Here is a 23,746-nt window from a genome sequence, read left to right as displayed (position 1 = left end):
CAGGCCACGGCCTTCAGGGGGAGGAACGATGGCGGACAGCTTCGGGCCGGTGCTCAGCGGGCGCGAGCACGGTGGTGCGGTCCCGGAGGGATCGGAATCGGACAGCGGTGCATTCCGCAAAGAGCCGATCCGGGTCCTCGTCGTGGACGACCATGCCCTCTTCCGCCGCGGACTCGAGATCGTCCTCGCGCAGGAAGAGGACATCCAGGTCGTCGGAGAGGCCGGTGACGGCGCCGAGGCCGTCGACAAGGCCGCCGATCTGCTGCCCGACATCGTCCTGATGGACGTGCGCATGCCCCGGCGCGGCGGCATCGAGGCGTGCACCTCCATCAAGGAGGTGGCTCCCAGCGCGAAGATCATCATGCTGACGATCAGCGACGAGGAGGCCGACCTCTACGACGCGATCAAGGCCGGGGCCACCGGCTACCTCCTCAAGGAGATCTCCACCGACGAGGTCGCGACGGCGATCCGGGCGGTCGCGGACGGGCAGTCGCAGATCAGCCCGTCGATGGCGTCGAAGCTCCTCACCGAGTTCAAGTCGATGATCCAGCGCACCGACGAGCGCCGGCTGGTGCCCGCGCCCCGGCTCACCGACCGCGAGCTCGAGGTCCTCAAGCTCGTCGCGACCGGGATGAACAACCGGGACATCGCCAAGGAGCTCTTCATCTCCGAGAACACGGTGAAGAACCACGTGCGGAACATCCTGGAGAAGCTCCAGCTGCACTCGCGGATGGAGGCCGTGGTGTACGCGATGCGGGAGAAGATCCTGGAGATCCGCTAGTCCGGCTGGTTCAGCGCGTTCACGAGGGCGGCGGTCAGGTCGGGGCGGTCGACGCGCTCGACCGAGACGGAGTCACAGCCGACCCACTCGGCCGCCTCGCGCAGCGCCCGGGCGACGGCGGGCACGGCCTTGGGGCCGTCGAGGGTGATCTGGCGGGCGACGAGGGTGCGGCCCTCGCGGGCGGGGTCGACCCGGCCGACGAGGCGGCCGCCGGCCAGGACCGGCATCGCGAAGTAGCCGTGGACCCGCTTCGGCTTCGGCACGTACGCCTCGAGGCGGTGGGTGAAGCCGAAGATCCGCTCGGTGCGGGGCCGCTCCCAGATCAGCGAGTCGAACGGCGAGAGCAGCGTCGTGCGGTGCCGGCCGCGCGGCTCCGTCGCCAGCGCCGCCGGATCGGCCCAGGCGGGCTTCCCCCAGCCCGCCACCGTCACCGGCACCAGACCCGAGGCCTCGACCACCGCGTCGAACTGCTCGGCCTTGATCCGGTGGTAGTCGGCGATGTCCGTGCGCGTGCCCACGCCGAGGGCTTCGCCGGCCTGCCGCACCAGGCGCCGCACGCACTCGGTGTCGTCCAGGTCGTCGTGGAGCAGCTCCTGCGGGATCGCCCGCTCGGCCAGGTCGTACACCCGCTTCCAGCTGCGCCGCTCCGTGACGACGACCTCGCCGTACATCAGCGCCCGCTCGACGGCGATCTTGGAGTCGGACCAGTCCCACCACTCGCCCTTGTTCTTGGCGCCGCCGAGCTCCGTCGCCGTCAGCGGTCCCTGGTCCCGCAGCTGGTCGATCACCTTGCCGTACGCCCCGGGCGACAGCTCGTGCCCCCAGTGCGGGCGGTCGCGGTAGGCGCGCCGGCGGAAGGCGAAGTGCGGCCACTCCTCGACGGGCAGCACGCAGGCCGCGTGCGACCAGTACTCGAAGGCGTGCGCCCCGGTCCAGTACGCGTCCTCGACCTTCGTGCGGCCGACGGCGCCCAGCCGCGCGTACGGGATCAGCTCGTGGGAGCGGGCCAGTACGGAGATGGTGTCGAGCTGGACCTGGCCGAGCGACCTGAGGACCCCGCGCACCCCGGCCCTGCGGTCGGGCGCACCCAGGAACCCCTGGGCGCGCAGCGCGATCCGGCGGGCGTCGTCGGCGGACAGTTCGGCGGCGGGGCGCGGCGCAGTCGTCATGGACTGCACCCTAGGCCCCGGCACTGACAACAGGCCCTGGTCCGGGCCTCGGTCGGTGTCCTGCCGGTCAGGCCGGACCAGGGAACGCGCCACGCGCGCGCGTGCCTGGTCCGGGCCCTGATCCGGCCTGGTCGACAGGACATCCCTAGGCGGCGGTGGACGGCAGGTCGCGGGCCGGGAGGTAGGGGAGGGGGCTGGGCAGGCCGAAGTCGGAGGGCAGTAGGGCGCCGATCCAGACGTCCCTGAGCGTGCCCTTGTTGGCCAGGGCGGCGCGCTGGGCGCCCTCCATGACGAAGCCGACCCGCTCGGCCACCGCGCGCGAGCCGGCGTTGCCGACCTCGGCGCGCCACACCAGGCGGGTGCAGCCGAGGCCCGTGAAGGCCCAGTGGGCGAGGGCCCGGACGGCCTCCGTCATGTAGCCGGCGCCGCGGTGCTCCGGCGCCAGCCAGTAGCCGACCTCCCAGACGCCCTGGCCGCGACTGGTCAGCGAGGCCGCGGCGAGCAGCGGGCCGCCGGCCACCGGTTCGACGGCGAACGCGTACTCCGTGTCGTCGCGCCAGCCGTCCGGCGCCAGCCGCTGGACGAAGAGCTCGGCGTCCTCGCGCGTGTACGGGGAGGGGACGACGGTCCAGCGCTGGATGGCCGGGTCCTGGCAGACGGCGTACACCGCGTCGGTGTCCTCGGGGACGAGCGCGCGCAGTCGGAGGCGGTCCGTGGTGAGGGTGATGGGATCCATGCCGGGATTGTGGTGACCCCGTGGACCGGAAGCGAACACTTTTCGGGTGGGGCGGCACCTTCCGCCCACCTCGTGCGTTCTCTTTGCGGGCGGACGTACGGCTCCGGCACTGCGGGCCTCCCTCTGCGCGGGCGGTCTCGCTTACGATGGCCGTTGCGGTGGGGACCACCTGCCGTGCCCGCGCTCGCGTCCTTCACAAGACCCAGTGCCAGGCCCGACCGGCAAGGAGACCAGCCTCAGTGTCCGTCTTCAACAAGCTCATGCGTGCAGGCGAAGGCAAGATCCTGCGCAAACTGCACCGCATCGCGGACCAGGTCAACTCCATCGAAGAGGACTTCGTCAACCTCTCCGACGCCGACCTGCGGGCGCTGACCGAGGAGTACAAGCAGCGGTACGCCGACGGCGAGAGCCTCGACGACCTGATGCCCGAGGCCTTCGCGACGGTGCGCGAGGCCGCCAAGCGCGTCCTCGGCCAGCGTCACTACGACGTCCAGCTGATGGGCGGCGCCGCCCTGCACCTCGGCTACGTCGCCGAGATGAAGACCGGTGAGGGCAAGACCCTTGTCGGCACCCTCCCGGCGTACCTCAACGCGCTGTCCGGCAAGGGCGTGCACCTGATCACGGTCAACGACTACCTGGCCGAGCGCGACTCCGAGCTCATGGGCCGGGTGCACAAGTTCCTCGGCCTGACCGTCGGCTGCATCCTCGCCAACATGACTCCGGCCCAGCGCCGCGAGATGTACAACTGCGACATCACCTACGGCACGAACAACGAGTTCGGCTTCGACTACCTCCGCGACAACATGGCGTGGTCCAAGGACGAGCTCGTCCAGCGCGGCCACAACTTCGCCTGTGTCGACGAGGTCGACTCCATCCTCGTCGACGAGGCCCGTACGCCGCTGATCATCTCCGGTCCGGCCGACCAGGCGACCAAGTGGTACGGCGACTTCGCCAAGCTCGTCACCCGCCTCTCCAAGGGCGAGCCCGGCAACCAGCTCAAGGGCATCGAGGAGACCGGCGACTACGAGGTCGACGAGAAGAAGCGCACCGTCGCCATCCACGAGGCCGGTGTCGCCAAGGTCGAGGACTGGCTGGGCATCGACAACCTCTACGAGTCGGTGAACACCCCGCTCGTCGGTTACCTGAACAACGCCATCAAGGCCAAGGAACTGTTCAAGAAGGACAAGGACTACGTCGTCATGGACGGCGAAGTCATGATCGTCGACGAGCACACCGGCCGCATCCTCGCCGGCCGCCGCTACAACGAGGGCATGCACCAGGCGATCGAGGCGAAGGAGGGGGTGGCGATCAAGGACGAGAACCAGACCCTCGCCACGATCACCCTGCAGAACTTCTTCCGCCTGTACTCGAAGCTGTCCGGCATGACCGGTACGGCCATGACCGAGGCCGCCGAGTTCCACCAGATCTACAAGCTGGGCGTCGTCCCGATCCCGACGAACCGGCCGATGATCCGCAAGGACCAGTCCGACCTGATCTACCGGACCGAGGTCGCCAAGTTCGCCGCCGTCGTCGACGACATCGCGGAGAAGCACGAGAAGGGTCAGCCGATCCTCGTCGGCACGACCTCCGTCGAGAAGTCCGAGTACCTCTCGCAGCAGCTCTCCAAGCGCGGCGTCCAGCACGAGGTCCTCAACGCCAAGCACCACGAGCGCGAGGCCAGCATCGTCGCCCAGGCCGGCCGCCGCGGCGCCGTCACGGTCGCCACGAACATGGCCGGCCGCGGTACGGACATCAAGCTCGGCGGCAACCCGGACGACCTCGCCGAGGCCGAGCTGCGGCAGGCGGGTCTGGACCCGGTCGAGCACGTCGAGGAGTGGGCCGCGGCCCTGCCCGGCGCCCTGGAGCGTGCCGAGAAGGCCGTGAAGGCGGAGTTCGAGGAGGTCAAGGACCTCGGCGGGCTGTACGTCCTGGGCACCGAGCGCCACGAGTCCCGGCGCATCGACAACCAGCTCCGCGGCCGTTCCGGCCGTCAGGGCGACCCGGGCGAGTCCCGCTTCTACCTCTCCCTCGGCGACGACCTGATGCGCCTGTTCAAGGCGCAGATGGTCGAGCGCGTGATGGCCATGGCCAACGTGCCGGACGACGTGCCGATCGAGAACAAGATGGTCACCCGCGCCATCGCCTCCGCCCAGTCCCAGGTCGAGACCCAGAACTTCGAGACGCGCAAGAACGTCCTCAAGTACGACGAGGTCCTCAACCGGCAGCGCGAGGTCATCTACGGCGAGCGGCGCCGCGTCCTGGAGGGCGAGGACCTGCACGAGCAGATCCAGCACTTCATGGACGACACGATCGACGACTACATCCGCCAGGAGACCGCCGAGGGCTTCGCGGAGGAGTGGGACCTCGACCGTCTGTGGAACGCCTTCAAGCAGCTCTACCCGGTGAAGGTCACCGTGGAGGAGCTGGAGGACGCGGCCGGGGACCGGGCGGGGATCACCGCCGAGTTCATCGCCGAGTCGATCAAGGACGACATCCACGAGCAGTACGACTCGCGGGAGAAGCAGCTCGGCTCGGAGATCATGCGCGAGCTGGAGCGCCGCGTGGTCCTGTCCGTCCTGGACCGCAAGTGGCGCGAGCACCTCTACGAGATGGACTATCTCCAGGAGGGCATCGGCCTGCGCGCCATGGCGCAGAAGGACCCGCTGGTCGAGTACCAGCGCGAGGGCTTCGACATGTTCACCGCCATGATGGAGGGCATCAAGGAGGAGTCCGTCGGCTACCTGTTCAACCTGGAGGTCCAGGTCGAGCAGCAGGTCGAGGAGGTCCCCGTGCAGGCGAGCGCTCCCTCGCTGAGCAAGGAGGACGCCGTCCCGGCCCCCGCCGGGCGTCCGGAGATCCGTGCCAAGGGGCTCGACGCCCCGCAGCGGCCGGACCGGCTGCACTTCTCCGCGCCGACCGTCGACGGTGACGGCGGTGTCGTCGAGGGCGACTTCGCCTCCGACGACGAGGGTGACGGGATGACCCGCGCCGAGCGGCGCAAGGCGCAGAAGAACGCGGGCGGCGGCGGGCGTCGTCGCAAGAAGTGACGCCGTTCCGATCCGCTCGGTGATCCGGGTGATCTGCGTGGTCCAAGTGGTCCGAAGGGCCTGAGGGGTCTTCGGCGAAGGGGGCGGTCGCCCGGTGGGGCGGCCGGCCCCTTCGTCATGTGCGGTGGGCCGTCGCGCCGAGGCCGTCGAGCTCCACGGCGGCGCAGCGCCATCGCTGGTCGGCGCCGCGCTCCAGTCGGAACGCCATCGCCCGGACGCGGGGGCCGGTGGCGATCGTCGCGAAGGCCTCCACGGCCGTCCGGCCGGGGTGCACCTGGACCGAGCAGCGGCGCAGGACGGGTCGGGGGCCGAGCGACCGCAGGGGTGTCTGCGGGGCGAGCAGGACGAGCTGCTCGTACGCCTCGCCGACGGTGTGGCCGAGCATCCAGTGGACCGGTCGCTCCCCGCTGAGCACGGCGAGGAGGCGCTCGGCGAAGACGGTGTGCGGGGGGAGCGCGCGGGGTGCGGTGCGGGGCGGGCCGGCCTGGGCCGGCGTACGCGGGTGGGTGCCGGCGGTTCCGCGCGGGCGGGCTCCCGCGGAACCGCGCGGGCGCGTGCCGGCCGGGCCGCCGGGGGTCGTGCGGGGGCGCGGGGTGGGGGCGGGCGTGGTGGTGAGCGTGACGGTCATGGCGGGCCCCTGTCGTTGCGTAATCGAGTGGTACCAGTGAGTAACTTCCGTTGGGGATCTTGTACGGGGGCACTCCGGGGCCCCGCAAGGAGGCCGCGGCGGCGGGGCGGTCCGGAAACCGGATCACCTATCAGGGTGACGGGGCGGGAAAACGGCTCCGGCGGCTCGACGGACGGGCCTCCTCGGTGGACGGGCGGCGTGTGCGACCGCCCGCCCCGAAGGGGGACTCCGCACGTATCCTGAGGGCCTCTCCGTCTACGAAAGCGGCCAGCCATGCGCGTCTACGTCCCCCTGACCCTCCCCGGTCTCGCACAGGCGCACAAGGCGGGCGAGCTGGCCCCCGGCCCGCTGACCGCCTACGCCGTCACCCCCGCGCTGCGCGAGTGGTACGTCTCCGACGACATCGAGGAGCTGGAGTACGCGGCGCTCAACCGGGCCGCGGCCGCCTCCCTGCGCCTCCTCGCCGGCGACCCCGAGGCGCCCCGGCGCCGGATCGTCGTCGCCGTCGACGTGGCCGACAAGGACGCGACCGCCGACCCCGACGAGGGGCTCCACGCCGGCTCCATCGGCGAGGTCCGGATCGCCGGACCCGTCCCGCTGGCCAAGGCGGCGGCGGTGCACGCCGACGCGGACGACGCCGAGGCCGACGTCACGGCGGCGGCCGGCGCGCTGGGGGCCGCGGACCAGGGCGACGACGACGCCCAGTTCGTCGTCGACGGGGCCGAGGACCACGAACTGCTGTGGTTCGGGGTGCAGGAGATCCCCGGACTGCTGGGCTGACACCGCCCTCCGCGCCCGTGCCCGTGCCCGCCCCTGTGGACGGGCACTCTTCGCCGTCAGGGGCGGCGGGTACCGTCTTTCCATGGGGAAGCACGGAAAACACCTGGTCTGGGACTGGAACGGCACGCTGCTCGACGACATCGACGCGGTCATCGGGGCGACGAACGCCGCCTTCGCCGAACTCGGACTCGCATCGATCACCCTGGAGCGGTACCGCGAGCTCTACACGGTGCCGGTGCCGAAGTTCTACGAGCGGCTGATGGGGCGGCTGCCGACCGACGCGGAATGGATCGTCATGGACGGCGCCTTCCACCGGCACTACTGGGAGCGGGCCGAGAACTGCGGGCTGACCGCCGGGGCCGCGGAGCTGCTCGCGGCGCGGCAGGAGTCCGGCTTCACGCAGTCGCTGCTGTCGCTGGCGCCGCACGCCGAGCTGATACCGCTCGTCCGGCGGCACGGGATCGCCGAGCGGTTCGTCCGGATGGACGGGCGGGGCGACGCGTCCACGGACGGGAAGTCCGGGCACATGGTCCGGCACCTGGCCGCGCTGGCCGTTCCCGCGGAGCGCGTGGTCGTCATCGGCGACGCGGCGGACGACGCGGTGGCGGCGGGGCACGTGGGGGCGAAGGCGGTGCTGTACACCGGGGGGTCGCACAGTCGGGCGTCGTTGGCGCGGGCGGGGGTGCCGGTGGTGGATTCGCTGGAGGAGGCGGTGGCGGTGGCGGAGGAGCTGGTGTAGGTCCTTCGCGCCTTGTCCCGGCCTTTCGCCCTGGCGGGGCGGGGCCCGGCCCGCCAGGGCGGTGCCTGTCCGGTGGTGGGTGAGGGCGGACGGGCCGGGTGCGGCCCGGTGGGCGGGTCGTGCCCACCCGTTCCGCCCCGGCCGAACGCATGCCCACGACCCGCCTGAGGCGTCAGCCCTTGGTGCGGAGGACCTTGAGGAATTCGCGCATCCAGGTGGGGTGGTCGGGCCAGGCGCGGGAGGAGACGAGGAGGCCGTCGACGACGGCGGCGGAGTCCTGGAAGGTGGCGCCGGCGGCCTGCATGTCGAGTTCGAGGGCCGGGTAGGCGGTGACGTGGCGGCCTTCGAGGCCGCCGATCGCGGCCGTGAGCAGCGGGCCGTGGCAGATCTGGGCGACGGGCTTGTCGGCGTCGAAGAAGGCCTTGAGGATCTTGCGGAGCTCGGGGTCGTTGCGCAGGTACTCGGGGGCGCGGCCGCCCGGGATCACCACCGCGACGTACGCCCCGGGGTCGACCTCGGAGAAGGCCAGGTCGGCGGGCCAGGTGTAGCCGGGCTTCTCGGTGTACGTGTCGAATCCGGGCTCGAAGTCGTGGACGACGAACCGCAGCGTCTTGCGGGCCGGCGCGGCGATGTCGACCTCGTAGCCCTCCTCCAGAAGCCGCTGGTAGGGGTACATCACCTCCAGGGACTCCGCCGCGTCCCCGGTCACGATCAGGATCTTCGCCATGGCTCTCCCAGGTCACAGATGGTCGGTCTGTCGTGCTGTGCCCATGCTTGCGCACACGGTGCCCCCGACGGGCCGGTTTGCCAAGAGGACACGTGTCGCTGTCCATAACGTCAAACTTCGCACGCTCTTTTGTACGCATACGGCTCATGACGGTTCCGGGGGCGAGGGCGATAGGCTTTTGCCGTGATCAGCGCGATACGCCGTGGGGGCAGCGAAGCCCCCGGCTGCCGCCCGGCCCGCGACAGCGGCCGGGTCGACCGTGTGTTCGCCGATCCCTCCCGTCCGGACGTGCCGCGTTCCGTGGCCGATAACGATCCGGGCATCTCTCATCCGGGCATAACGTCGTCTTCGACCGGAATCACCGCGTCGTGGCGTTGTGCCCTTTCTTCCACCGACGTCACGCAACGGCGCGCGACAGGAGTCAGAGGACATGCAGACCAAGCTGGACGAAGCAAAGGCCGAGCTGCTCGAGAGGGCCGCCCGGGTAGCTGAGCACAGCCCGGTCGGGGGGCGACTTCCGACGGGCCCGGAAGGTGCGGGGAAGCGCCCCGACCGGGACACCGTGCTCGACTACCTCCAGCGCTACTACCTGCACACCGCGCCCGAGGACCTCACCGACCGGGACCCGGTCGACGTGTTCGGCGCCGCGCTCTCTCACTACCGGCTCGCGGAGAACCGCCCGCAGGGCACCGCGAACGTGCGCGTCCACACCCCGACGGTGGAGGAGAACGGCTGGACGAGCAGCCACTCCGTCGTCGAGGTCGTCACCGACGACATGCCCTTCCTCGTCGACTCGGTGACCAACGAGCTGTCCCGCCAGGGCCGCGGCATCCACGTCGTGATCCACCCGCAGGTCCTGGTCCGCCGTGACGTCACCGGCCGGCTCATCGAGGTCCTGTCGACCCAGGTCGACGGCGAGCTGCCGCACGACGCGCTCAACGAGTCGTGGATCCACGTCGAGATCGACCGCGAGACCGACCGCGCCGACCTCAAGCAGATCACCACCGACCTGCTGCGCGTCCTGTCCGACGTCCGCGAGACGGTCGAGGACTGGGACAAGATGCGCGACGCCGCGCTGCGCATCGCCGACGGGCTCCCCGGCGAGCCCACCGCCTCCGACCTGCGGCCGACCGAGGTGGAGGAGGCCCGCGAGCTGCTGCGCTGGCTCGCCGACGACCACTTCACCTTCCTCGGCTACCGCGAGTACGAGCTCGTCAACGGCGACGCCCTGACCGCCGTGCCCGGCACCGGCCTCGGCATCCTGCGCTCCGACCCGCAGCACGGCGCCGACGACGAGGGCCACCACGCCCACCCCGTCTCGCCCTCCTTCAGCCGGCTGCCCGCCGACGCCCGCGCCAAGGCGCGCGAGCACAAGCTGCTGATCCTGACGAAGGCCAACAGCCGGGCGACCGTGCACCGCCCCTCGTACCTCGACTACGTCGGCGTGAAGAAGTTCGACGCCGACGGCAACGTCATCGGTGAGCGCCGCTTCCTCGGCCTGTTCTCGTCCGCCGCGTACACCGAGTCCGTCCGCCGGGTCCCGGTCGTCAAGCGCAAGGTCCAGGAGGTCCTCGCGGGCGCCGGCTTCTCGCCGAACAGCCACGACGGCCGCGACCTGCTCCAGATCCTGGAGACCTACCCGCGCGACGAGCTGTTCCAGACCCCGGTCGACCAGCTCCAGTCCATCGTCACCAGCGTCCTGTACCTGCAGGAGCGGCGCCGGCTGCGGCTCTACCTGCGCCAGGACGAGTACGGCCGTTACTACTCGGCCCTCGTCTACCTGCCGCGCGACCGCTACACGACCCGCGTCCGGCTGCGGATCATCGACATCCTGAAGGAGGAGCTCGACGGCACCAGCGTCGACTTCACCGCCTGGAACACCGAGTCGATCCTCTCCCGGCTGCACTTCGTCGTCCGGGTGAAGCCGGGCACCGAGCTCGCCAAGCTCACCGACGCCGACGTCGACCGCATCGAGAGCCGGCTCGTCGAGGCCACCCGCTCCTGGGCCGACGGCTTCGGCGAGGCGCTGAACGCCGAGTGCGGCGAGGAGCGCGCCGCCGAGCTGCTGCGCCGCTACGGCAACGCCTTCCCCGACGGCTACAAGGCCGACCACTCGCCGCGCGCGGCCGTCGCCGACCTGGTCCACCTGGAGACCCTCGCCGGCAGCGGCAAGGACTTCGCGCTGTCGCTCTACGAGCCGGTCGTCGCGGGCCCCGGCGAGCGCCGCTTCAAGATCTACAAGACCGGCGACCCGATCTCCCTCTCCGCCGTCCTCCCGGTCCTCAACCGGCTCGGCGTCGAGGTCACCGACGAGCGCCCGTACGAGCTCCGCTGCTCCGACCGCAGCCACGCCTGGATCTACGACTTCGGCCTGCGGATGCCGGCCCCGACCGGCAACGGCGGCGACTACGTCGGCGACGACGCCCGCGAGCGCTTCCAGGAGGCCTTCGCCGCCACCTGGACCGGCCAGGCCGAGAACGACAACTTCAACTCGCTCGTCCTCTCCGCCGGGCTGACCTGGCGCGAGGCGATGGTGCTGCGCGCCTACGCCAAGTACCTGCGCCAGGCCGGTTCGACGTTCAGCCAGGACTACATGGAGGACACCCTCCGCAACAACGTCCACACCACGCGGCTGCTCGTCTCCCTCTTCGAGGCCCGGATGGCCCCGGAGCGCCAGCGCGCCGGGACCGAGCTGATCGACGGCATCCTGGAGGAGCTGGAAGGCGCCCTCGACCAGGTCGCGAGCCTGGACGAGGACCGCATCCTGCGCTCCTTCCTCACCGTCATCAAGGCCACGCTGCGCACCAACTTCTTCCAGAAGTCGGTCGACGGCGCCCCGCACTCCTACGTGTCGATGAAGTTCGACCCGCAGGCCATCCCCGACCTGCCCGCCCCGCGCCCCGCCTTCGAGATCTGGGTGTACTCGCCCCGCGTCGAGGGCGTCCACCTGCGCTTCGGCAAGGTCGCCCGAGGCGGCCTGCGCTGGTCCGACCGCCGCGAGGACTTCCGTACGGAGATCCTCGGCCTGGTCAAGGCGCAGATGGTGAAGAACACCGTCATCGTGCCCGTCGGCGCCAAGGGCGGCTTCGTCGCCAAGCAGCTCCCGGACCCGTCCGTGGACCGCGACGCGTGGATGGCCGAGGGCATCGCCTCGTACAAGACCTTCATCTCGGCGCTGCTCGACATCACCGACAACCTGGTCGCGGGCGAGGTCGTGCCGCCGGCCGACGTGGTCCGCCACGACGAGGACGACACCTACCTGGTCGTCGCCGCCGACAAGGGCACCGCGACGTTCTCCGACATCGCCAACGGGGTCGCCGAGGACTACGGCTTCTGGCTCGGCGACGCCTTCGCCTCCGGCGGCTCGGCGGGCTACGACCACAAGGGCATGGGCATCACCGCCCGCGGTGCCTGGGAGTCGGTCAAGCGCCACTTCCGCGAGCTGGGCCACGACACCCAGACCCAGGACTTCACCGTCGTCGGCGTCGGCGACATGTCCGGCGACGTCTTCGGCAACGGCATGCTGCTGAGCGAGCACATCCGGCTCGTGGCCGCCTTCGACCACCGGCACATCTTCATCGACCCGAACCCGGACGCGGCCGCCTCGTACGCCGAGCGCCGCCGCCTCTTCGAGCTGCCCCGCTCGTCCTGGGCCGACTACGACCCGTCGCTGCTCTCCGCGGGCGGTGGCATCCACCCCCGCAGCGCCAAGGCCATCCCGGTCAACGCGCAGGTCAGGGCCGCCCTCGGCATCGAGGACGGGGTCACCAAGATGACTCCGGCCGAGCTGATGAAGGCCGTCCTGCACGCGCCGGTCGACCTGCTGTGGAACGGCGGCATCGGCACGTACGTCAAGTCGTCGGCCGAGTCCAACGCCGACGTCGGCGACAAGGCCAACGACGCCATCCGCGTCGACGGCCAGGACGTCCGCGCCCAGGTCATCGGCGAGGGCGGCAACCTCGGCGCCACCCAGCTCGGCCGCATCGAGTTCGCCCGCGCCGGCGGCCCCGAGGGCCAGGGCGGCAAGGTCAACACCGACGCGATCGACAACAGCGCCGGCGTCGACACCTCCGACCACGAGGTCAACATCAAGATCCTGCTCAACGGTCTCGTCGCCGAGGGCGACATGACCGTCAAGCAGCGCAACAAGATCCTCGCGGAGATGACGGACGAGGTCGGCGCGCTCGTCCTGCGCAACAACTACGCGCAGAACACCGCCCTCGCCAACGCCGTCGCCCAGTCGCCGTCGCTGCTCCACGCCCACCAGCGGTTCATGCGCCGCCTGGGCCGCGACGGCAGCCTCGACCGCTCGCTGGAGTTCCTGCCCAGCGACCGGCAGGTCCGCGACCTGCTCAACAACGCCCGCGGCCTGAGCCAGCCGGAGCTCGCCGTCCTCCTCGCGTACACCAAGATCACGGTGGCCGACGAGCTGATCGGCACGGAGCTCCCGGACGACCCGTACCTGCGCGGGTTGCTCCACGCGTACTTCCCGACGCTGCTGCGCGAGAAGTTCACCGAGGCCGTCGACAACCACGCCCTGCGCCGCGAGATCATCACGACCGTCCTGGTCAACGACACCGTCAACACCGGTGGCTCGACCTTCCTGCACCGCCTCCGCGAGGAGAGCGGCGCGTCGATCGAGGAGATCGTCCGGGCGCAGACCGCGGCCCGTGCCGTCTTCCGGCTCGGCCAGGTCTGGGACGCCGTCGAGGGCCTGGACAACCAGGTGCCGGCCGAGGTGCAGACCCAGATGCGGCTGCACTCCCGCCGGCTCGTCGAGCGCGGCACGCGCTGGCTGCTCAACAACCGGCCGCAGCCGCTCCAGATCGGCGAGACCATCGAGTTCTTCGCCGAGCGCGTCGAGGAGGTCTGGACGCAGCTGCCGCAGCTGCTGCGCGGCTCGGACCTGGAGTGGTACCAGTCGATCCTGGAGGAGCTGACCGGGTTCGGCGTGCCGGAGGAACTCGCGCTGCGGGTGGCCGGCTTCTCCTCGGCCTTCCCGATCCTCGACATCGTGGCCATCGCGGACCGGATGGGCAAGGAGCCGCTGGCGGTCGCCGAGGTCTACTACGACCTGGCGGACCGGCTGCGGATCACCGACCTGATGGACCGGATCATCGAGCTGCCGCGCGCCGACCGGTGGCAGTCGATGGCCCGCGCCTCGATCCGCGAGGACCTCTTCGCGGCGCACGCGGCGCTGACCGCGGACGTCCTGACCGTGGGCAACGGCACCACGAGCCCCGAGGAGCGGTTCAAGGCCTGGGAGGAGAAGAACGCGGCGATCCTGGGCCGCGCGCGGACGACCCTGGAGGAGATCCAGGGCTCGGACACCTTCGACCTGGCGAACCTGTCGGTCGCGATGCGGACGATGCGCACGCTGCTCCGCACGCACAGCTAGTCGGTGACGACAGGGAAGGGCCCCGCCGGTGTTCCGGCGGGGCCCTTCCCCGTGTCCGCGGGCACCGCTCAGGCGGCCTGCTCGGGGGGACCGGTGACCGTCGCGGTCCACAGGCGGCGGGCGGCGAGCAGGGCGGCGGCGAGGAGGAGGCCGTTGCGGAGGACCATGACCGTGAGCCCGGTGGGGGTGCCGGCGACGACGTCGAGGTAGAGGACGGGGTACGCGAGCGAGCTCAGCGCGGCGGCCGGGAGGAGCAGCAGGGCCACCGGGCGCATCACCGTGCGGCGGGAGGTCAGGCAGACGGCGGCGAGCCCGAGCAGCCAGATCATGTACTGGGGGCTGATCACCCGGCTGGTGACGGTGAAGAGCAGGACGGCGGCGAAGGCCGCGTCGAGCGGGGTGGCCGGGGTCCAGCGGTGGGCCCGGACGCGCCAGAGGAGCAGCCAGCCGAAGGCGGCGACGGTGAGCAGCAGGGCGGCGTGGCCGAGGGTGGAGACGTACGGGCCGACGTACTCGAAGGCGCCGTAGCGGAACTCGACGCCGCCCGGCCAGGCCCCGGTCGCCCGGGCCAGCGCGAGGGCCGTGCCGCCGAGGGACTCGATCTGGACGCCCCGGTTGCCCTGCTGGCGCAGGAAGCCCAGGGACTCGGAGAAGAACAGGGCGAGGGTGGCGAGGAGCGCGAGGGCGGTGACGACGGCCGCGGTCCAGGCCTCCCGGGTGGTACGGCCCCGGGGGGTGCCGATCAGGGCGAGTGCCGGCCACACCTTCACCATCGCGCCGATCCCGGCGAGCGCCCCGCCGAGCTGGTGGGCGGCGGTGGAGCGGGCGCCCAGGGCGAGGAGGGCGAGGACGGCGAGGGCGGTGGTCTGGACGTCGTACCGGGCGAGCGGCAGGTGCAGGAGGAGCGGGAGGCCGCAGACCCAGATCCAGGCGCCGTGGGTGAGGCGCGCGCTGTCCGCGCGGGCGAGGGCGAGCGTGACGACCGCGTCGGCGAGCAGGGTGAGGGCGACGAACGCCTGGAAGTAGGTGAGCCACGGGAGGACGCCCGGCGACATGATCACGAGCCCCGCGCCGGGCGGGTACTGCCAGGTGGCGTCGCCGGGCGGGAAGGTGCCTTGGGTGAACTGCCCGTACCAGTGCTGGTAGAGGGCGACCTCGCGGCCCACCCCGCCGATGCCGAGGTCGTCGCTTCGCAGCAGCAGGAGCATGCCGGCCCGGGTGAGGAGCCAGACGGCGGCGAGGGCGAGGTAGGGGCCGCGGCCGACGGTGACGAAGGTGGCGGAGGTGAAGGTGTCCGAGTCGAAGGGCGACCCGGTCAGGGCGGGGGGTTCGCTCCCGGTCCGGGGCGTGGCGGGGGATTCGCCTCCGGGCCGGGGCGGCGACTGGGGGTGATCGTTCGTCATCCCACCGCACTTTAGACCGTAATGTCTTAATTGTTCGCCCTCTTCGCGCCCGGTTCGGCCGTGAACTCCCCGTACGCCGCCACCACCTCCTTCGCCGGGCCGTCCATCCGCAGCCTGCCCGCCTCCAGCCACAGCGCCCGCTCGCAGGTCTCCGTGACGGTGGAGTTCGAGTGGCTGACCGGGAAGACCGTCCCCGCCTCCGCCCGCAGCTCGTCGATCCGCCCCTGGCTGCGCCGCCGGAAGCGCGTGTCGCCGGACTGGAGGCCCGCGACGGCCTTCAGGAGGGGCGATTTCCCACTCCCGTTCGAACCGATCAGGCCAATTGCCTCGCTCCGGTACGCGACGAAGTCGACCCCGCGGACGGCGTGGCCCGCGGTTACTTCACCGCGCCCGCCATCACCCCCGATGCGAACTGGCGCTGGAAGGCGAAGAACACCAGCAGCGGTACCACCATCGACACGAAGGCGCCCGGTGCGAGCACGTCGACGTTGTTGCCGAACTGTCGGACCTGCTGCTGGAGCGCCACCGTGATCGGGGGCGACTGCGAGTCCGCGAAGATCAGCGCGATCAGCATGTCGTTCCAGACCCACAGGAACTGGAAGATTCCCAGCGAGGCGATGGCCGGACCGCCGAGCGGCAGCACCACCCGGGTGAAGAGCCGTATCTCGCCCGCCCCGTCGAGCCGCGCCGCCTCCAGGAGCTCGCGCGGGATCTCCGCGAAGAAGTTCCGCAGCAGGAAGATCGCGAACGGCAGGCCGAAGGCCGTGTGGAAGAGGACCACCCCGAGCGTCGTCTCGAAGAGCCCGACCGCCCCGAACAGCTTCGACACCGGGACCAGCGCGACCTGCACCGGCACCACGAGCAGGGCGACCACCCCCAGGAACCACCAGTCCCGGCCGGGGAACTCCAGCCACGCGAACGCGTACCCGGCGAAGGAGCCGAGGGCGAGGACGAGGAGCGTCGCCGGAACGGTGATCAGGACGGTGGAGACGAGGGAGCCGGTGATCGTCTCGTTCGCCAGGAGGTGCGCGTAGTTCTCGGTGGTCAGCCGCGCCGGGGCCGTGAACACCCGCCACCAGCCGCTCGCCGCGATGTCCGAGGGCGAGCGGAGCGACGAGACCAGCAGCCCGACCGTGGGCAGCAGCCAGAACAGGGCGGCCAGGACGAGGAAGACCCGGACCGCGCCGGAGGCCGCCTTGGCGGCGGCCCGGGAGGCGAGCGACGTCATCGGCGGGTCTCCCTTCGCATGCGGCGGATGTTGACCGCCATCACCGGCACCACGAGCAGCAGCAGGACGACCGCGATCGCCGAGCCCACCCCGAGGTCCGCGTCCGTGCCGAACGACGAGCGGTACAGCTGGAGCGCCAGCACGTTCGCGTCGTCCTGGGCCGAGCCCGGCGCGATGACGAAGACCAGGTCGAAGACCTTGAGCACGTTGATCATCAGCGTGACGAGGACGACCGCGAGGACCGGCGCCAGGAGCGGGACCGTGATCCGGCGGAACACCTGCCACTCGTTCGCCCCGTCCACCCGCGCCGCTTCGAGCAGCTCGCGCGGCACGGCCGCCAGCCCGGCCCCGATCAGCACCATGGCGAACCCGGCCCACATCCACACGTACGCCCCGATGACGGCCGGCGTGACGAGCGAGGGACCCAGCCACTCCACGCCGTCGTACTGCTCGCGGAAGTTGCTCGCGGGCAGCCGCAGTACGGCTCCGTCGGCGCGGTCGGCGGGCAGCGTGAAGGTGCCGTCGGCCGCCGCCGTGGCCGTGGCGACCACCCTGCCCTCCCGTACGGCCTCGATCCGCAGCCCCGCCAGGCCGAGTTCGGCCGGGTCGACCGCGTTCGGCCGCCCGCCGCCGCCCCGGGTGAAGTCCAGCCACGCCGTTCCGGCGATCCGGCCGGGACCGCCCGCGTCCGCGGCCGGCTCGCGCGCTGGGCGGGCCTCCTCCGGCATCCGCCCCGGAGCCACCCCGATCAGCGGCAGCCGTACGGGCTCCCCGGCGCGCACCGGCTCCTCGGTGACGAACGCGCCGCCGCCCGCCGCCTTCAGCGGGTGCACGGGCAGCGGCCGGGCGCGCGGGAAGCCGGACGCCTCGGCGAACGTGTCGTGGACCCCGACCCAGACCGCGTTGGCGATCCCGCGGTCCGGGTCCTGCTCGTAGACGAGCCGGAAGATGATCCCGGCGGCGAGCATCGAGATCGCCATCGGCATGAAGACGACCAGCTTGAACGCGGTGCCCCAGCGGACGCGTTCGGTGAGCACCGCGAAGACCAGGCCGAGCGCCGTGGCGACGGCGGGCGCCACGACCAACCAGACCAGGTTGTTGCGGACGGCGGTGCGGAGCGAGTCGTCGGTGACCAGCGCGAGGTAGTTGTCCAGGCCGACGAACGACGTGCCGGCACGGTCGAGGAGCGAGCGTCGGACCGAGTACCCGATCGGGTAGACGACCAGCGCGCCGAGCAGTAGCAGGGCGGGGAGCAGGAACCCCGCCGCCACGACCCGCTGGCGTGTGCCGGTCCGTTTCCCGGTCCGTTTCCGGGTCGGTGTGCCGGTCCGTGTGCCGGTCCGTGCGGGTGTCCTCGCGCCGCCGGAGTCGCTGGTGCCGCCGGAGTCGCTGGTGTCGCTGGTGTCGCGAACGGCCTTCGGCATGCCGGGCCTCAGCTCTTCGCGGCGGTCCGGTACGCCTTGGCCGCGTCCGCCTCCAGCCGCGCCTGGGTCCCGGCGACGTCCTTCGGGTTCTTCAGGAAGTCCTGGAGCGCCTTCCACTCGCCCTTGCCGGGCGTGCCGCCGAACGACTGCGGCATCTGGTCCGACATGTCGAAGCGGAAGTCGTCGCCGGCGCCGATGAGCGCCTTCGCGATCTCGCGCTGGACGTCGTTCGGGTACGCGGCCGGGTCCAGGTTCTTGTTGGGGGAGAGGAAGCCGCCCTCCGCCGCCCAGATCTTCGCCGCCTCCGGGGAGGCGAGGAACGCGAGCAGCGCCTGCGCGCCCTTGGTGTCCTTGAGGGCGACGGCCGCGTCGCCGGCCGTGACCACGGGGGCGGTGCCGGAGCCGACCGCGGGGAACGGGAAGACCTTCGCGTCCGTGCCGATCTTCGCCTGCGTCTGGGCGATGTTGACGGCGGCGAAGTCGCCCTCGAAGACCATCGCCCCCTTGGGCTGGTCGCCGCCGGTGAACGTCTGGGTGACCGAGACCGGGTACTCCGTCTGCAGCGCGCCGTTCGTCCCGCCGGCGATCAGCGCCGGCTTGCCGAACAGCTCGCCGAGCGTGGTCAGGGCCGCGGCGACGGACGGGTCCGTCCACTTCAGGGTGTGCTTCGCCAGCTGGTCGTACTTGGCCGGGCCCGCCTGGGAGAGGTAGATGTTCTCGAACCAGTCGGTGAGGGTCCAGCCGTCCGCGCCGCCCACCGAGACCGGGGTGACGCCGGAGGCCGAGATCGTCTCGGCGGTGGCGAGGAAGTCCTTCCAGGTCTTCGGCTCGGACGCGCCGGCGTTCTCGAAGACGGCGGTGTTGTACCAGACCAGGGACTTGTTGGCGGCCTTGAAGTACACCCCGTACTGGGTGCCGTCCACCGCGCCGAGCTCCTGCCAGCCGCGGGTGTAGTTCGCGGCCAGGGCTGCCTCGGTCTCGGGGCCGACCGGCTTGAGCCACTTCTGGGCCGCGGCCTGCTGGATCGCGCCCACCTGCGGGAGCATCGCCACGTCGGGCGGCGAGCCGCCGGCGATCTTCGTGCCGAGGAAGTTCACGATCGGGTCCTGCGCGGGCACGAACGTGACCTTCGCGCCGGTGCGCTTCTCGAACTCCCGTAAGACCTTGGTGAAGTTCTCCTGCTCGGGGCCGGTCCAGACCGCCGCGACCTCGATCCGCTCGCCCTTGAGCGGCAGTTCACCGCCGGCCGTCGGCCCCGGCTTCTCGTCGGTGCCGCCGCCCCCGCCGCAGGCCGCGAGGGCCAGTGCGGTGATCGCCGTGAACGCCGTCATGGTCGCCGCGGCCTTGCGTGGACGAAGAGTTGTACGCATTTCTGCCCCGTCTCTCCCGTGCGCGTCGCTGTCCCGTGCCGACAGGTCTACGCCGGGCGACGGAGCCCCGCAATACCGCCTTCCGCGTCAAGTGGGCGATCGTTGCCGCCTCGTGACGTGGTGTCAGCTGTGGGTCGCGGGGGTCAGCGGCGATACGGGAGTCGCCTCGACCGAGCGGGCCGCCCGGTCGAGCGCACTCGCCAGCAGGGCCAGGTCCGTCGGGCCGTTGCCCAGCTCGCGGACCGGTCGACGGGTCGGCGGGTCGCCCATCCGCTCCCACTCCAGCGGCACGACCGTCGGGCGGAGCGTCGCCGTCCGGGGGATCCGGCCGGTGACGCGGCCCGCCTGGAACGGAGTCACCCGGCCGTCCGGATGCCCGAGCCGACCCCGCCCGGCCGTCGGCACGTCCGGACCCGTGGCCATCGGCGGCGCGTCGAGCACGATCCGCAGCCGGGCCCCGTGGGCCAGCTCCGTGTCGGCCGTGCGGTCCGGGCGCGCCGAGGTCGCCACGAGGTGGACCCCCAGCCGCTCCCCGTGCCGCGCGACCGCCTCCAGGGCGCGTACGACGGACCCCGCCGCCGGTCTGCCCGGCGCACCGAGCGCCGGGGCCACCAGCGCGTCGAAGTCGTCGACCAGCACCACCAGCCGCGGCAGGGGTCCGGCCCCCGCCGCCCTCGCCGGAGCCTGCTCGCCCGTCGCCGGCCGCGGAATCCGCGCCCCGGCCTCCTCGGCTCCCGGATACACCGACCGGCCACTCGCCCGCGCGGTCACGTCCTCGGCACCGGGGTACGGCACGCGGCCGCTGGTCCGGCCGGTGACGTCGTCCGCGCCGGGGTACGGCACGCGGCCACTGGGCCGGCCCGTCACGTCCTCGGCGCCCGGATGGGGGACGCGCCCGCTCGCCCGACCGGTGAGGTCGCTCGCGCCGGGGTACGGCACGCGCCCGCTGGGCCGACCGGTGACGTCGTCCGCGCCCGGGTACGGGACGCGGCCGCTGGTCCGGCCGGTGAGGTCGGCCGCGCCGGTGCGGGAGACGCGTCCGCTCGGGTGGTCGGTGAGGTCGCCGTCGCCCGTGCGCAGGGTGCGGCTGCTGGGGCGGTCGTCGAGTGAGGAGCCGCCGTCGCGCCGGGGCAGCCGCCCGCTGGGCGTGTCGGCGAGGAACGCGTCCCCGTCGCCGGTGCGGAGCGTGCGGCCACTGGGGCGGTGGCCCAGGTCGTCCGCGCCCGGGTACGGGGTGCGGCCGCTCGGTTGTTCGGGCAGGGTGCCGTCGTGCGGCCGGGTGCCGCGGCCGCTGGGCAGGGCCCCGATCGCGCCGTCGCCGGTGCGCAGGGTGCGGCCGCTCGGGCGGTCCGTCAGATCGCCGGTGCCGTCGGGGACGCGGACGGTCGCGCGGGCGCCCTGCTGGGGCAGCGACTCCGCCGCGCTGGGGGAGCGCTGGCCGATCAGGCGCTCGGCGACCGATGCGGTGCGGCCGCCGCGGCGGTCGGCGAAGTGGCCGTCGCCCAGGAGCTCCGCCCGGCGCTTCAGCTCGGCGCCGAGCGCCTGCGCGAACTCCCGCATGCGGACCGGGTCCGAGGCGACCAGGTGCTCGGTGACGTGCGGCAGCTCCGTACAGGCCGCGAGGCCCTCGCCGCGCTCGCCGCCCGCCCCGTCCACGAGGAGCAGGCCGAGCCGGTCGGGGCGGCCGCCGGCCGCGAGGGACGCGGCGATCGAGCGGAGCAGCTCCGTGCGCCCGCTGCCCGCGGGGCCCTCGATCAGGAGGTGCGGGCCCTCCTGGGTGAGGTCCACCGCCAGCGGCCCGCGCGGTCCGGCGCCCAGGACGGCCGTCCCGTCCGCGGCGGAGGCCCAGCGGGCCATCAGGGAGGCGGGGGTGGCCCGGGCGAGCCCGAGCTCGTCGAGGAGGCGGGCCGACGGGGGCAGCGCCGCCGCCCGGCCGTACGGCGCCGCGGCCGTCTCGGTGCGCAGCGGGGCCAGGGCCCGCCCGAACCGGTCGGCCCAGGCGACGGACACCGCGTCGACCACGCCGACGGTGCCGTGGCCCGCGACCCGGCCGCCGGCGGTGCGCAGCAACCGCAGCGCCGTCGCCACGTCACCGCTCAGCAGCGCCGCCGCCCCGCATTCGCGGAAGGCGAGCGACGCGGCGCACGCGGCCTCGTACGTGGCGGCCACCGGTGAGTCCGGGGTGGCCGAGGGCGCCTCGGCGAGGCACAGGAGGTGGATGCCGGCCGCCGCGCCCGCGCCCGCGAGCCGCGCCACCGTCTCGCGCAGCGCCGCCGAACCGGGGTCGCCGTCCACGATCACGACCGTCGCCGGACCGTCGTGGCGGGCCGCGGCCCCGGCGACGGACGCCCGGTCGGCGCTCGGCCAGCCGGGGCCGAGCGGGCCGTCGTCGAGCCGCCGGGTCAGCTCCGCCGTACGGGCCTGGGCCTGCTCGCGGTCGTACGCCAGGAGCAGCCGGCAGTCCTGGCCGTGGGCCGGCCGGACGTGCGGGAGCCAGCCGAGCCAGCCCCAGGCCCGGCGCCGCTCCTCCAGGGAGCGGTTCCGGTCGGCGCTGATCAGCACGATCTCCAGGTCGGAGGGCGAGTGCAGGGCGGCGAGCTGGGCGACGACCGAGCGGGCCAGGCCGGCGAGCCGGTCGGCGGGTCCCGCCAGGCCGAGGGAACCGGCCTCGCGCAGCCCGACGGTGACGGGCACGCCGGACAGCTCGGCGCGGTCCGTCGTGCCGAGCCGGACCACCAGGGCCTCCGGGTGGTCGGCCCCCCGCTCCCAGAGCCGGGGGCCGGGGCCGAGGGCGGTGAGCAGGACGGTCGCGGGGTCGGGCCAGGTGTCGGCCAGCGGCACGGGACCGCGGGCGTCCTCGCGCGCGCCGACGGCGGCGGTCCGGGTGCCGGCGTGCGTGTCGGGGACGGGGCCCGGGGCGGCCTCGGCGGCCGGGAGCTCCTCGCGCCCGCCCGTCAGGCGCCGGGCCCACGCGCCGAGCCCGCGCTTGCCGGCCGCCCGGCCGGAGCCGGCCGCCCGGCCGGAGCCGGCCGGAGGGGTCTCGCCGCGGGTCTGCCGGGTCCTGCTGTGCGCCTCGCCGCCGTCGTCGTGGCCCTGGGCGGGCTCTCCCGCGCGCGCGTGGCCGGGGGAGCGGTCGGCGCCGTACGGGTCGGGGTACCGGTCGGCGGGGTTCTCGTACCGGTCGTCGTACGGGTACGCCTCGTCGACGGCGTCGACGGCGTCGCCGAACGCGATGCCGCGCGCGCCGCCGTGGGTCGTGTCGCGGGTGGTGGCGTCCGCGGGGCGGCCGGGAACGGTGCCGGTGCCGACCGCCGGTCCCGCACCGGCGGCGGCCGGCCCGTCCGCGCCGTGCGCCACGCGCAGGTGGCCCTCGCCGTCCGGGGCCGTCACCACCCGGTCCGTGCCGTCGAGGGCGCCGCCGGGGCCGGTCAGCCGGAGCGCGGACTCGCCGAGCCGCAGCAGGGCGCCCGGGCGGAGCCGGACGGGGCGGTCGCCGACGGGGGCGCCGTCGAGGGTCGTGCCGTTGGTCGAGCCCAGGTCGGCGACGGTGACCCGGCCGTTCTCCCCGACGGTCACCGTGCAGTGCGCGCGGGAGACGTCGGGGTCGTCCAGGGGCACGTCGGCGTCGGCGGAGCGACCGACCCTGATCGCCCCGCCGTGCAGCAGGTGCACCCCGCCCGCGTCCGGTCCCGCGACCACGTGGAGCCGGGCGGAGGCGGCCTCGCCGAGCCGGTCGTCCGGGCCGGGGAGCTGGAGGGAGAGGACGGCGCCGTCGACCAGCGGCGGCTCGCCGAGGACGCAGCGCCGGGTGTCGAGCCGCTCCGCGCCCGCGTAGAGCACGGTGGTGCCCGAGGCCGAGGCGTCGGGGCCCGTGACGGCCGCCGCGAGGCCGGAGGCGACGGCGGCGAGCGCCGTTCCCGCCGGGGCCGTGACGAGCACGTCGCAGGTGCGCCCGGCGCCGTGGCCGGCGTACGGCGCGAGGACGGTCAGCCGGATCTGCATCGCCGTCGTCGGTCCCTTCTGCGCGAGATGCCGGCAGGGGAACCGCCCTGTGAGTCCCCCCACCCGACACGGACGCGTCGCCCGGTACAGGTCGGCACGGCGCGGGGCTCCCGACCCCGATGCGACGTGCTGTAGGCATCCTCGCACCTGCCACTGACAACACACCCCCGGGTCGGTCATAAGTGATCTTGAATGGTCGGCCGTAGACGCGAAATCGCCTGGTTGGGCATGCCTTCGGAGCATGCGCGGCAACCGTCGCCCTCCGTGGAGCGTCTTCTTCCGGACAAGTTCCGCTCGGTCCGGGAGCCCGCCCG

General features: G+C 72.9%; 14 protein-coding genes and 1 pseudogene. 5 read left to right on the top strand and 10 right to left on the bottom strand.

Annotation, left to right across the window (positions count from 1 at the left end):
- Positions 1 to 28: 28 nt before the first annotated feature.
- Positions 29 to 781, top strand: coding sequence for a response regulator transcription factor (locus ACIQFX_RS32650; RefSeq protein WP_073913298.1), 753 nt, complete (start codon positions 29 to 31; stop codon positions 779 to 781).
- On the opposite strand, the gene ACIQFX_RS32645 is transcribed toward ACIQFX_RS32650, so the two are convergent.
- Both ACIQFX_RS32645 and ACIQFX_RS32640 read right to left on the bottom strand, forming a co-directional pair.
- Positions 778 to 1,950, bottom strand: a complete 1,173-nt coding sequence (locus ACIQFX_RS32645) for a winged helix-turn-helix domain-containing protein (RefSeq protein WP_402470689.1) — start codon at positions 1,948 to 1,950, stop codon at positions 778 to 780. The genes ACIQFX_RS32650 and ACIQFX_RS32645 overlap by 4 nt on opposite strands.
- Positions 1,951 to 2,095: 145 nt before the next feature.
- Positions 2,096 to 2,686, bottom strand: a complete 591-nt coding sequence (locus tag ACIQFX_RS32640) for a GNAT family N-acetyltransferase (protein WP_402470686.1) — start codon at positions 2,684 to 2,686, stop codon at positions 2,096 to 2,098.
- Between the two features lie 239 nt (positions 2,687 to 2,925).
- Here ACIQFX_RS32640 and secA point away from each other — a divergent pair, with 239 nt between their 5' ends.
- A complete protein-coding gene (secA, locus tag ACIQFX_RS32635; protein WP_402470683.1) occupies positions 2,926 to 5,733 on the top strand; it encodes a preprotein translocase subunit SecA in 2,808 nt (935 codons plus the stop codon).
- A 115-nt stretch (positions 5,734 to 5,848) separates the two neighbouring features.
- Here the strand turns inward: secA and ACIQFX_RS32630 are convergent, their stop codons facing one another.
- Positions 5,849 to 6,361 carry an Rv3235 family protein gene (locus ACIQFX_RS32630; protein ID WP_402470681.1) on the bottom strand — a complete coding sequence of 171 codons (513 nt, stop codon included), beginning with the start codon at positions 6,359 to 6,361 and terminating at the stop codon, positions 5,849 to 5,851.
- 273 nt (positions 6,362 to 6,634) lie between these two features.
- Here ACIQFX_RS32630 and ACIQFX_RS32625 point away from each other — a divergent pair, with 273 nt between their 5' ends.
- Both ACIQFX_RS32625 and ACIQFX_RS32620 read left to right on the top strand, forming a co-directional pair.
- Positions 6,635 to 7,141 carry a DUF6912 family protein gene (locus ACIQFX_RS32625; protein WP_402470679.1) on the top strand — a complete coding sequence of 169 codons (507 nt, stop codon included), beginning with the start codon at positions 6,635 to 6,637 and terminating at the stop codon, positions 7,139 to 7,141.
- An 82-nt stretch (positions 7,142 to 7,223) separates the two neighbouring features.
- Entirely contained in the window at positions 7,224 to 7,880 is a 657-nt protein-coding gene (locus tag ACIQFX_RS32620; protein ID WP_402470676.1) for an HAD family hydrolase, read from the top strand.
- 172 nt (positions 7,881 to 8,052) lie between these two features.
- Here ACIQFX_RS32620 and ACIQFX_RS32615 read toward each other — a convergent pair whose 3' ends face one another.
- A complete protein-coding gene (locus ACIQFX_RS32615; RefSeq protein ID WP_402470674.1) occupies positions 8,053 to 8,607 on the bottom strand; it encodes a DJ-1/PfpI family protein in 555 nt (184 codons plus the stop codon).
- Between the two features lie 430 nt (positions 8,608 to 9,037).
- On the opposite strand from ACIQFX_RS32615, the gene ACIQFX_RS32610 reads away from it, so the two are divergent.
- Positions 9,038 to 14,005 carry an NAD-glutamate dehydrogenase gene (locus ACIQFX_RS32610; protein ID WP_402470671.1) on the top strand — a complete coding sequence of 1,656 codons (4,968 nt, stop codon included), beginning with the start codon at positions 9,038 to 9,040 and terminating at the stop codon, positions 14,003 to 14,005.
- A 68-nt stretch (positions 14,006 to 14,073) separates the two neighbouring features.
- On the opposite strand, the gene ACIQFX_RS32605 is transcribed toward ACIQFX_RS32610, so the two are convergent.
- The 6 genes and pseudogenes from ACIQFX_RS32605 to ACIQFX_RS32580 form a co-directional block, all read right to left on the bottom strand.
- Positions 14,074 to 15,408 carry a glycosyltransferase 87 family protein gene (locus ACIQFX_RS32605; protein ID WP_402470668.1) on the bottom strand — a complete coding sequence of 445 codons (1,335 nt, stop codon included), beginning with the start codon at positions 15,406 to 15,408 and terminating at the stop codon, positions 14,074 to 14,076.
- 26 nt (positions 15,409 to 15,434) lie between these two features.
- Positions 15,435 to 15,887: pseudogene (locus ACIQFX_RS32600) on the bottom strand (ATP-binding cassette domain-containing protein); the annotation flags it as partial.
- Entirely contained in the window at positions 15,785 to 16,636 is an 852-nt protein-coding gene (locus ACIQFX_RS32595; RefSeq protein ID WP_402470665.1) for a carbohydrate ABC transporter permease, read from the bottom strand. The gene ACIQFX_RS32595 and the pseudogene ACIQFX_RS32600, both read right to left, overlap by 103 nt.
- Positions 16,633 to 18,060 carry a carbohydrate ABC transporter permease gene (locus tag ACIQFX_RS32590; protein ID WP_402470663.1) on the bottom strand — a complete coding sequence of 476 codons (1,428 nt, stop codon included), beginning with the start codon at positions 18,058 to 18,060 and terminating at the stop codon, positions 16,633 to 16,635. Before ACIQFX_RS32590 ends, ACIQFX_RS32595 begins: the two co-directional genes overlap by 4 nt.
- An 8-nt stretch (positions 18,061 to 18,068) precedes the next feature.
- A complete protein-coding gene (locus tag ACIQFX_RS32585) occupies positions 18,069 to 19,430 on the bottom strand; it encodes an ABC transporter substrate-binding protein (protein WP_402470660.1) in 1,362 nt (453 codons plus the stop codon).
- 123 nt (positions 19,431 to 19,553) lie between these two features.
- A complete protein-coding gene (locus ACIQFX_RS32580) occupies positions 19,554 to 23,432 on the bottom strand; it encodes an FHA domain-containing protein (protein WP_402470658.1) in 3,879 nt (1,292 codons plus the stop codon).
- Positions 23,433 to 23,746: the final 314 nt, after the last annotated feature.

It is taken from the genome of Streptomyces sp. NPDC093089 (assembly GCF_044754405.1).
GTDB lineage: Bacteria > Actinomycetota > Actinomycetes > Streptomycetales > Streptomycetaceae > Streptomyces.
The sequence above is the reverse complement of the archived record's forward strand: the minus strand, read 5'-3'. Positions and strand labels throughout refer to the sequence as shown.

Bases quoted from the DNA above. Each gene is read 5' to 3' on its own strand.
- ACIQFX_RS32595 (WP_402470665.1), bottom strand. From the start codon at position 16,636: ATGACGTCGCTCGCCTCCCGGGCCGCCGCCAAGGCGGCCTCCGGCGCG.
- ACIQFX_RS32610 (WP_402470671.1), top strand. From the start codon at position 9,038: ATGCAGACCAAGCTGGACGAAGCAAAGGCCGAGCTGCTCGAGAGGGCC.
- ACIQFX_RS32640 (WP_402470686.1), bottom strand. From the start codon at position 2,686: ATGGATCCCATCACCCTCACCACGGACCGCCTCCGACTGCGCGCGCTC.
- ACIQFX_RS32625 (WP_402470679.1), top strand. From the start codon at position 6,635: ATGCGCGTCTACGTCCCCCTGACCCTCCCCGGTCTCGCACAGGCGCAC.
- ACIQFX_RS32585 (WP_402470660.1), bottom strand. From the start codon at position 19,430: ATGCGTACAACTCTTCGTCCACGCAAGGCCGCGGCGACCATGACGGCG.
- ACIQFX_RS32650 (WP_073913298.1), top strand. From the start codon at position 29: ATGGCGGACAGCTTCGGGCCGGTGCTCAGCGGGCGCGAGCACGGTGGT.
- ACIQFX_RS32590 (WP_402470663.1), bottom strand. From the start codon at position 18,060: ATGCCGAAGGCCGTTCGCGACACCAGCGACACCAGCGACTCCGGCGGC.
- ACIQFX_RS32615 (WP_402470674.1), bottom strand. From the start codon at position 8,607: ATGGCGAAGATCCTGATCGTGACCGGGGACGCGGCGGAGTCCCTGGAG.
- ACIQFX_RS32580 (WP_402470658.1), bottom strand. From the start codon at position 23,432: ATGCAGATCCGGCTGACCGTCCTCGCGCCGTACGCCGGCCACGGCGCC.
- ACIQFX_RS32605 (WP_402470668.1), bottom strand. From the start codon at position 15,408: ATGACGAACGATCACCCCCAGTCGCCGCCCCGGCCCGGAGGCGAATCC.
- ACIQFX_RS32630 (WP_402470681.1), bottom strand. From the start codon at position 6,361: ATGACCGTCACGCTCACCACCACGCCCGCCCCCACCCCGCGCCCCCGC.
- ACIQFX_RS32620 (WP_402470676.1), top strand. From the start codon at position 7,224: ATGGGGAAGCACGGAAAACACCTGGTCTGGGACTGGAACGGCACGCTG.
- ACIQFX_RS32645 (WP_402470689.1), bottom strand. From the start codon at position 1,950: ATGACGACTGCGCCGCGCCCCGCCGCCGAACTGTCCGCCGACGACGCC.